Annotated in this window: 9 protein-coding genes; all 9 read left to right on the top strand. The window is 30.1% G+C overall.

Annotation, left to right across the window (positions count from 1 at the left end):
* Nucleotides 1-72 precede the first annotated feature (72 nt).
* The 9 genes from mraZ (at nt 73) to ftsZ (ending at nt 10,019) form a co-directional block, all read left to right on the top strand.
* Nucleotides 73-504 carry a division/cell wall cluster transcriptional repressor MraZ gene (gene mraZ / locus RWN11_RS05870; RefSeq protein ID WP_003143916.1) on the top strand — a complete coding sequence of 144 codons (432 nt, stop codon included), beginning with the start codon at nt 73-75 and terminating at the stop codon, nt 502-504.
* Nucleotides 505-515: 11 nt separating this feature from the next.
* Nucleotides 516-1,451, top strand: coding sequence for a 16S rRNA (cytosine(1402)-N(4))-methyltransferase RsmH (rsmH, locus tag RWN11_RS05865; protein WP_314160835.1), 936 nt, complete (start codon nt 516-518; stop codon nt 1,449-1,451).
* A 15-nt stretch (nt 1,452-1,466) separates the two neighbouring features.
* Nucleotides 1,467-1,793, top strand: a complete 327-nt coding sequence (locus RWN11_RS05860; protein ID WP_003143925.1) for a hypothetical protein — start codon at nt 1,467-1,469, stop codon at nt 1,791-1,793.
* A 39-nt stretch (nt 1,794-1,832) separates the two neighbouring features.
* Nucleotides 1,833-3,992 (top strand): penicillin-binding transpeptidase domain-containing protein, encoded by a 2,160-nt coding sequence (locus tag RWN11_RS05855; protein WP_314160834.1) that lies wholly within the window; start codon nt 1,833-1,835, stop codon nt 3,990-3,992.
* A 9-nt stretch (nt 3,993-4,001) separates the two neighbouring features.
* Nucleotides 4,002-4,985: a phospho-N-acetylmuramoyl-pentapeptide-transferase gene (gene mraY, locus RWN11_RS05850; RefSeq protein ID WP_314160833.1), complete on the top strand. Its 984-nt coding sequence runs from the start codon at nt 4,002-4,004 to the stop codon at nt 4,983-4,985.
* A gap of 1 nt (nt 4,986) precedes the next feature.
* A complete protein-coding gene (gene murD, locus RWN11_RS05845; protein ID WP_314160832.1) occupies nt 4,987-6,327 on the top strand; it encodes a UDP-N-acetylmuramoyl-L-alanine--D-glutamate ligase in 1,341 nt (446 codons plus the stop codon).
* 6 nt (nt 6,328-6,333) lie between these two features.
* Nucleotides 6,334-7,299 carry an FtsQ-type POTRA domain-containing protein gene (locus RWN11_RS05840; RefSeq protein ID WP_314160831.1) on the top strand — a complete coding sequence of 322 codons (966 nt, stop codon included), beginning with the start codon at nt 6,334-6,336 and terminating at the stop codon, nt 7,297-7,299.
* 231 nt (nt 7,300-7,530) lie between these two features.
* Complete coding sequence (ftsA, locus tag RWN11_RS05835) at nt 7,531-8,907, top strand: cell division protein FtsA (protein ID WP_314160830.1); 1,377 nt, start codon at nt 7,531-7,533, stop codon at nt 8,905-8,907.
* 20 nt (nt 8,908-8,927) lie between these two features.
* A complete protein-coding gene (gene ftsZ, locus RWN11_RS05830) occupies nt 8,928-10,019 on the top strand; it encodes a cell division protein FtsZ (RefSeq protein WP_048802583.1) in 1,092 nt (363 codons plus the stop codon).
* The last annotated feature ends 207 nt before the right edge of the window (nt 10,020-10,226 follow it).

Here is a 10,226-nt window from a genome sequence, read left to right as displayed (position 1 = left end):
ATTTTTTTTTAGAAATTAGTGGAAAAAAGTGGGGAAATGTGGTAAATTATAAAGGTAAGGTGGTGAGAAGTAGTGTTTATTGGTCAATACAATAATAAAATGGATGCCAAAGGAAGGCTTAGTATTCCGATAAAGTTCAGAGATGAACTAGGTGAAAAATTTATTATTACAAGAGGTCTAGACTCTTGTTTATTTGGCTATTCACTACAAGAGTGGCAAAAGGTGGAAAGTAAGATTAAATCACTACCTATCACTAAGAAAAATGCTCGTACTTTCCAACGTTTCTTCTTTTCTGGAGCCACTGAAGTTGAAATAGATAAACAAGGAAGAATTAATATTCCAAATGCACTTATAGAACATGCTTTTTTAGATAAAGAGTGTGTTGTAAATGGTTTATCAAATAGGATAGAAATATGGGATAAAACTCGCTGGGAAGATTTACTTGTTGAAAGTGAAGCTAGCGTAGAAGAAATAGCAGAAGAATTAGAAGATTTTGATTTTTAGGATGGATGAAAATGTTTAAACATTATAGTGTATTATTAAATGAAGCTGTAGAAGGCTTAGATATAAAAGAAGATGGTATATATGTTGACTGTACTCTTGGTGGAGCAGGGCATAGTTTAGAAATTTTAAAGCGATTAAAAAATGGTAAACTATATGCATTTGATCAAGACAGTGTTGCATTAGAAAATGCCAAAGAAAAATTAGCCGAATACAGTGATAAAGTTGTCTTTATTAAATCTAATTTTGTTAATTTAAAAGAAAAATTAGCAGAGTATGGTGTACATGAAGTAGACGGAGTCCTTTATGATTTAGGAGTTTCTTCACCACAATTAGATACACCTGAAAGAGGTTTTAGTTATAACTATGATACAAGATTGGACATGCGTATGGATACTGATGCGAAAATTAGTGCATATGAAGTCGTTAATGAATATAGTTATCATGATTTAGTAAAAATATTTTATCGCTATGGAGAAGAAAACTTTTCTAAACAAATAGCGAGAAATATTGAAAAAAAACGTGAGCAAAAACCTATAGAAACTACTTTTGAATTAGTAGAGATTATAAAAGAATCTATCCCTGTTGCTAAAAGAAGAACTGGTGGACATCCAGCAAAAAGAGTATTCCAAGCAATTCGTATTGCTGTAAATAATGAATTATCAGTATTTGAAGATTCATTAGAACAAGCAATAGATATCGTTAGTGTAGGTGGAAGAATCTCTGTAATCACTTTCCATTCTCTAGAAGATAGAATTTGTAAACAAATATTCAATTCTTATTCTAAATCAAAGGATATTCCCAAAAACCTTCCTATTATGCCAGAAGAAAGTTTATCTAAATTAAAAGTAATTACAAGAAAGCCTATATATCCTAGTGATATTGAATTAGAAGAAAATAATAGATCTAGAAGTGCCAAATTAAGAGTTGCACAAGTTCAGACGAAATAGAGGGGAGGAAAGGAAATGGCTACACTAAAGGTATATAGTCGTGAATATGGAGTAAGAAAAGTACAAGAGAAAGTAAAGTTTAATTTACTAGAAAAAACTGCATATGGAGTTTTTGTAGGAGTTATTTTACTTGCTAACGTAGTTATGTTAAACTATAAAGGAGAGATTTATTCACTACGAAGTGCTCAACAAAAAAATGATATTGTAATATCAGAAAAACAAAAAAATAATAATGAACAAAAAGTTATGATAAACAATCTATCATCTTACGAAAGAGTTAAAAAAATTGCTGAGACGGTAGGAATGAAAACTCAAAAAGATAGTATAAAGGTAGTGAGATAATTGATAAAACTTTTTAAGAAAATATTAACTTTAAAGTTTTTGGAAGATAGAAGAAGTTTAGAAAGAAAAGATTATATCTCTCGAGAAAGAACAAAAATTGTATTTTTTCTAATTTTTGTTTTTTTCTTTGTATGGATATTAATATTAAATATAGGACAAATGATGCTAATTGGAACTGTAAGGGGACATAATCTTTCAGAATTAGCAGATAGAAAGTATAAGATAGATAGTAGTTTACAACCAAATCGAGGTAAAATCTATGATAGAAATGGGAATATACTAGCTGACAATATTGAATCTTACAAGCTAGTAGCGGTAGTTTCAGATAAAGCTACAGAGGATGAAACAAATCCACGACATGTTGTAGATATTAACAAAACAGCAGAAGAACTATCTAAATTTATAAAATTAGATAAAAACAAGATAAAAGATATACTTAGTAAACAAGGAGTATATCAAGTAGAATTTGGAACTGCTGGTAAAGATATAAGTGTAGAAGATAAAAAGAAAATCGAAGAGTTGAAATTGCCAGGAATTGAATTTATAGCGACAACAAAAAGATATTATCCAAACGGAAGTATGCTTGGAAACTTTTTAGGTTTTGCTCAAAATTCACCAGATAGTGATTTGATTACTGGTCATTTAGGTGTCGAAAAGACTTTTGATTATTATCTAAGAGGAAAAGAAGGACATATTACTTATGCTAAAGATGCATGGGGGAAAGTCGTTTCTAATATTCCTAAAGTTGAGATTAAACCTGTTGACGGAGCAGATATATATTTAACAATTGATAAGAATATTCAAGGTTTTATAGATAATACACTGAAAGATATTCATGATAAATATGAACCAGAAAGTGCATTTGCAATAGCTGCTAGTCCTAAAACTGGTGAGATATTAGGATTGGGACAAACACCTGCATTTAATCCGAATACTCAAGAAAATCTGGCAAGTGCATGGTCAAATATTTTCTATAACTCAGCGTATGAACCAGGTTCGACATTTAAAACATTTACAATGTCAATAATGGTAGAAAATAATATATATAAACCAGATAGTTACTTTAGATCTGGTTCATATCGAGTGGAAGACGCTACAATTTCTGACTGGAATAAGATTGGTTGGGGAACAATTACTCAACGTCATGGTTTCCAACAATCTTCAAATACTTTAATGTTAACATTATTGCGTGAATTAGGGTCAGAAAAATTAAAAACTGGATTAGAGAGTTTCGGTTTTGGTAAAAGTACAAATTCATTGTATGGCAATGAATCGACAGGGGATTTAGTATTTAATAACAAAGTGTCTGCATCTACAACAGTTTTTGGTCAAGGTAGTACAGTAACAGCAATACAAATGATTCAAGCGGAAACAGCAATATTAAATGATGGGCAGATGTTAGCACCGTATTTTTTACAAAGAGTTCATGATAAAACGATTGATAAGGATGTTAATATAGGTCAAAGAACAGTAGTAGGAAATCCTATATCAAAGGGTACAGCGGATATAATGAAAGAAGAACTATATGGTGTTGTAAATGGAACATGGGCTCAAGGTGGTAAGAGATATGCTGTAGAAAATTATAGTGTTTCTGGAAAAACTGGTACTGCCCAGGTGGTTGATCCTAAAACCAGAACATATTATAAGAGTCCATATAAAGTAATGCGCTCATTTATAGGATATGCACCTAGTGAAGACCCACAAGTAATATTATATGTGGGTATGAAGTTACCTTCAAAAGACCTTGGAGCAAGCTATGCAAATGGGGCTTCTGAAATCTTCAAACCTATTATGGAAAATACGCTTAATTACTTAAATGTTAAGAAATCAAATGATAATAATAATGTTCAAAGCTATCAGATGGATAACCTTGTAGGAGCGAATGTTGATTCTACAATCGTTAATTTACAGAAAAAAACTAAAAACATAATAACAATTGGGAGTGGAAATAGTGTAGTTGATCAATATCCTTCAGCAGGGAATTTAATCAAGCAAGATGAAAGAGTATTTTTATTAGTATCTGATGAAAATATACTTTTACCTAACTTTACAGGGTGGTCAAAAGTTGATGTACTTAACTACGCTAAATTATCAGGGTTAGATATTGAAATAGAAGGAAACGGATTTGCCAAACAACAATCAATTCCAGCACAGAGATTTGTGAAAAAAGGGGACAAGATAAAAATAAAATTTAGTTAGGAGAACGAAATGAGTAATTCAGATACAATGTTTGCTATATCGTTATTAATGGTAGCATATTTTCTGACAGTTTTAATGCTACCAAGATTAATAAAATATTTACATGAATTAAAATTTGGACAAGCAATTAGAGAAGAAGGACCACAGAGTCATATGCATAAAAAAGGAACACCTACAATGGGTGGCATATCTTTTATTATTTCAATTGTTATCTCACTTGTAATAGCGATGTTCTTAGATAGTGAAAATATGAAGTATTACTTTTTATTCATTTATACAACTATTTCATTTTCAATAATAGGTTATATAGATGATATGCTAATTGTTGTTAAGAAAAAAAATGATGGTTTAGCACCAAGAAAAAAATTAATGTTACAAATACTGTTTTCTATAATATTTTATGTTTTAGTAACTTTTATTTATAAAGATATAAATTATATACATATCCCAGTATTTGATTACAAGCTAAATATTTCATATTTATATTTAATTTTTTTAGTATTTTGGCAAACAGGTTTTTCAAATGCTGTTAATTTAACTGATGGATTAGATGGATTAGCAACTAGTGTAACAATCATTACAACTAGTACACTTGCTTTATTAGCATATAAGGAGAATAATTTCCCTGTATTAGTATTTTGTTTAACAATAGTTGGTTCACTTATAGGATTTTTATTATTTAATAGAAATCCAGCAAAAATATTTATGGGTGATACTGGCTCGTTAGCTCTTGGAGGAATTTTAGCAGCGATTTCAGTGGTTTTACATAAAGAAGTTGCATTTTTATTTATTGGTTTAGTTTATATATTAGAAACTTTATCGGTAATAATTCAAGTAGCATATTTTAAAAAAACTGGTAAAAGAATTTTTAAAATGTCTCCATTGCATCACCATTTTGAACTATCGGGCTATGGTGAAGTGAAGACTGTATATATTTTTGTTATTATAGCTGTTGTTTCTTCAGCTATAGGGTATTTTGTAGGGGTAATGTAAAATGATAAATTTAGAAGATAAAAAAATATTAGTATTAGGATTTGCAAGAAGCGGTTACTCGACAGCAAAAATTCTAAAAAAACTAGGTTATGATGTTGTTTTGAATGCTTTTGATGATTTAAGTACAGATGAAAAAGCTATTGAATTAAAAAACTTAGGTGTAAAAATAGTTGATGGTGGTCATCCCTTAGAACTATTAGATAATATAGATTTAATTGTAAAAAATCCAGGAATTAAATATGAAATTGAATTTTTACAAAAAGCGATTGAGAAAAATATTGATATTATTACTGAGATAGAATTAGCTAATACATTATTTAATATTGATATGATAGCAATAACAGGGACTAATGGAAAAACTACAACAACTCAGATGACATTCGATATCCTAAAAGCAGCTAATAAAGATGTCTTTTTAGCTGGGAATATTGGTTATCCGTCAATAGAGGTAGCCTATAATCATCCAAATTCGCTAATAGTTACAGAAGTTTCATCATTTCAACTACAGGGGACAAAATATTTCAAACCATCGGTAGCAGCCATTACAAACTTAGGTGTAGGACATTTAGATTATCATGGTAGTATTGAAAATTATAGAAATGCTAAAAGAAATATCTACAAAAATCAAACCAAAGATGATATTTTAATTCTGAATATCAAAGAAAAAGAAAAATATGAATTGAATAAAATTAATTCTGAAGTAATTTTTTACGATACCAAAGAAAATCAGGAAGCAGATATATTTGTAAAAGATAATATGGTAGTGTATAAAGACGTAGAATTGTTCGATATTAAAAAAATGTCACTTCCAGGCATGCATAATGTAGAAAATGCTATAAATGCAGCTTTAATTTCTTATCTAAAAGGTGCAGATGTTATGACAATTCGTGAAGTACTTTATAGTTTTAGTGGAGTAAAACATAGATTACAGTATGTAGGAGAACATAATGGAGTGAAGTTCTATAATGATTCTAAAGCTACCAATCCAGTTGCTACAACTACAGCACTTTCCGGATTTGAGAAAAATATAATATTAATTTGTGGTGGGAAAAATAGGGGAATTGATTTTATGGAATTAGTTCCATTCTTCCCGAGAATTAAAGCAATGGTTGTTGTAGGTGAAAGTAAAGAGATACTATTTGATCTGGCATCTGCTAATAGAGTAGAGTGTCATAAGGCAATAAAAGTAGATGATGCAACAATTTTAGCAAATGAACTTGCTGAATGTGGAGATATAGTTCTACTATCTCCAGCATGTGCATCGTGGGATCAATATAGATGTTTCGAAGATCGTGGGGATGAATTTATAGCGACGTTTGAGAAGATTAGTCAAGAGGATTAAAAAACTATGAACAAGAAGAATAAAAAGTTACTTGAAAAAATGCATAATGAAAAAAGAAGAAGTTCATTAGAAAAAATAAAAAGAAAAAAAAGAAGAGAATTAGTGTTCATAGTAACTTTATTTTTAATTGTGATAGCAGTATTTTCATTACTATTTAGTAATTATTTGAAATTAAGAACAATCGAAGTTGAAGGTAATAACCAAATTAGTAAAGAAGAAATACTAGAGGCAGGAAATATAAATAATAATTTAAGAACGTGGTCTATAAAAGATGATGAAATTCAAAAAAATATTCAAGAGAAATTTGAAATATTTAAATCAGTGTCAGTACAATCCAAAATGCCAGCTACTATTAAGGTGAAAGTTGAAGAATATAATTTTATAGCTCAAAATAAAAGAGAAGACGGTAGTTATGAAATAATTATGGAAAACGGTAAAACTTATACTGGAAAAATAAGAAATAATTATAATTTACCAATTTTAGAGAAGTTTAATGATGATAGTACAAAGCTAGAAGAAATATATAAGAACTTAAATAATTTGAAAGAAGAAGTTAGATTGCAAATCTCTGAAATTATAAATGATGAAGGTGACAATGTAATAATCTATATGAAAGATGGTCAAAAAGTTAAGGCTTTAAGAGCACGTTTTTCAGATAAGTTAAATTATTATAATCAAATATCTAAATATATTGAGGATAAAAATAATACAACTTTAAACTTAATAAATGGTGCGTATCTAGAAACACCTAAAACTGAGAAAAAAAGAAATGATAGCATTAAACAATTATTGGCTAGACAAGGTTTACGAGATGAATCAACATCTAAAAATAATAATGAGCAAATAGAAGATACAGAAAAAGTAGAAAAAAATAACAAAACTGAAAATTATACTACAAATGCTCAAGTGAATACTTCTAAAAAAAATAAGAATACTATACAACAATCAACAAAAAATAACAAAAATGAATAGTAAAAAAAGTGTCCGAAATTTCGTATTTTGGACACTTTTTATTTAAAAATGATATAAATTTTAAAATATTAGTATATAATATTACAAATTGAAAATATTTTAATAAAATTTAATTTTTTTTGGTGTTTTTCATATTTTTTTTTTAAATTTTATGTTATAATTTAGTATGTGTAAATAAAATATGTGTGTATTTACAATTTTATTATAATAACAAAGTTTTAAAAGGAAGGAGTGTTTGACTTGAGTTCACAATTGTATACTTCAATAGATCTGGGATCATCTAGTATAAAAGTGATTATAGCAGATGTAGTATATGAAAAATTGAATATACTCGGAGTTGGAGTTGTAAAAACTACGGCTATTAAACGTGGTAACATTATTGATGTAGAATCCGCATCTAGAGATATTCAAAAGGCAATAGACATTGCAAAAAGTGAAGCTAATAAAGACATAAGATCGTTATATGTAGCAGTTCCAAGTATACACACTCATATTAAAAAAAGTGTAGCGGAAATTAAATTTGATACAAAACACGATATTGATGGTAGAGATATCGAAGAAGTAATTGAAGAGGCAAAAATTCTACCATTACCACGTGAAAGAGAAGTGGTTCAAGTAATCCCAGATTACTATCGTCTTGATGATATAGAAAATATAAGAAAACCAAAAGGAATGACTGTTCATAATGCTTTTGAAGTGACAGGAAATAGAGTATTAACTTCTAAAACTCATCTTCACACAATTTATAAGAGTATTGAAAACTTACGTTTGGATTGTAATGAGACATTCTGTACATCACATTCGTTGGGTGAATTGCTACTTAATGATGAAGAAAAAGATTATGGTTCAGTAATAATTGATATTGGTGCTGGTCTTACAACAGTGAGCTATTTTGAAGATGGAATATTGCAATTATCTCAGTCTATAGAGCTAGCTGGAGAGGATATCACACGTACAATCTCTGATGTATTAAATGTTCCTTTGAAGAGAGCCGAAGAGATAAAAATAACGCAAGGACATGCATTTTATGATTTAGCATCGTCACAAGTAATTATTGAATTAGATAACCTAGAATCAGATGAAGAACCATATACTCAAAAAGAACTAGCAGACTATATTGAAGAAATAGTAGAAGAAATCATCTTGCGATCATTTGATGTTCTTAGAAAAGCTGGAATAAATAGAGTAAAAGGAAATGTAGTACTAACTGGTGGAACAACACTTATGCCAGGAGTATTAGACTTAGCTAAAGATATGCTAAGGAAAATGAATGTTAGAATTGGATCTCCAAAAATAATAGGAGCTAATTCACCAGAACTTTCAGTAGTTGTTGGAACACTAACAAGTAGTTACAAAATCGAATCTTTATTTGGTTACCAAGTAACAGATGAAGTACCAACAGTAAAAAATACAAATTCAACATTTGAAAATGTTTCTGCAGTTCAGGAAATTTCAGTAAACAATTCAAAAGTTGATACCGCAGTAGTAACTGAGCCTCACACAGAAGAGTTAGAGGAAGAAGAGTATTACGAAGAAGAGAAAACAGAAAAAGAAGAGAAAAACTTCTTTGATAAAATAACTAAAATGTATAATTCGTTTTTTGAATAATAATCAGGAGGAAATAAAGAATGTTTGAAGAATTTGATCAATCAGCAGTAATTAAAGTAGTAGGTGTTGGTGGCGGTGGTGGTAACGCCGTTGACCGAATGGTAGAAAGTGGAATTCAAAACGTTGAATTTATCGCAGTTAATACAGATGCTCAAGCATTAAAACGTTCTAAAGCAGATGTAAGAATTCAAATTGGTGAAAAATTAACTAAGGGTCTTGGAGCTGGAGCTAACCCAGAAGTTGGGCGCAAAGCAGCTGAAGAAACTAAAGATAAAATTGAAGAAGCATTAGCAGGAGCAGACATGGTGTTCGTTACTTCTGGTATGGGTGGAGGAACTGGTACTGGTGCCGCTCCAATCGTAGCAGGTATCGCTAAAGAATTAGGAGCATTAACAGTAGGTGTTGTTACTCGTCCATTCAACTTTGAAGGTAAAAAACGTCAAGTACAATCTACTGCAGGAATTAACTCACTTAAAGGTGCAGTAGATACACTTATCGTTATTCCTAATGATAGATTATTAGATATCGTTGATAAATCTACTCCAATGATGCAAGCATTCGTTGAGGCAGATAACGTATTACGTCAAGGGGTACAAGGTATTTCTGACTTAATTAACGTATCTGGTACAGTTAACCTTGACTTCGCTGATGTTAAAGCTATTATGGCTGACCAAGGTTCAGCGTTAATGGGTATCGGTGTAGCTTCAGGTGAAAACAGAGCAATCGAAGCAGCTAAAAAAGCTATTTCATCTCCATTACTAGAAACTTCAATCGTTGGAGCAAAAGGTGTGTTATTAAACATCACTGGTGGACCATCATTAAGTTTATTTGAGGCTCAAGCAGCTGCAAGTATCGTTCAAGAAGCTAGTGATGATGAAGTAAACATGATTTTCGGTACAGTATTTAACGAAGAGTTAGAAAAAACTGATGAAATCATTGTTACAGTAATCGCTACTGGATTTGAAGAAGATGGAGTAAGTGTTGAAAGAGATATTTTAGCACAACGCCCAGCTCAACCAGAAGCCAGCTCATTCACAAGTGGATATGGTAAAAACGAAGTAGAACAAGAAATGTACCCACGTCCAAGAAGAAGAACAAGAAGAGAAATCTAATAAATAAAAAAAGAAAAATCGGAAATTACTCGATTTTTCTTTTTTTTTTTGCTTTTTGGCAAATTATTGCATGAGAAAATTTTAGATGTAAATTTAAGAAATAGTAGTCAGTTCCATAAAATATGAAAGAGAAAATGAGGAGTGACTTTAAAAAAGATAGTGTATAATATTTTGTGTAAACAGAAAAGTCAAAAGAAGTTGAAAAAA

The sequence above is a fragment of the uncultured Gemella sp. genome, from assembly GCF_963519265.1.
Lineage (GTDB): Bacteria > Bacillota > Bacilli > Staphylococcales > Gemellaceae > Gemella.
Note: the sequence above shows the minus strand (reverse complement) of the source record. Positions and strands in the feature narration are given on the sequence as shown.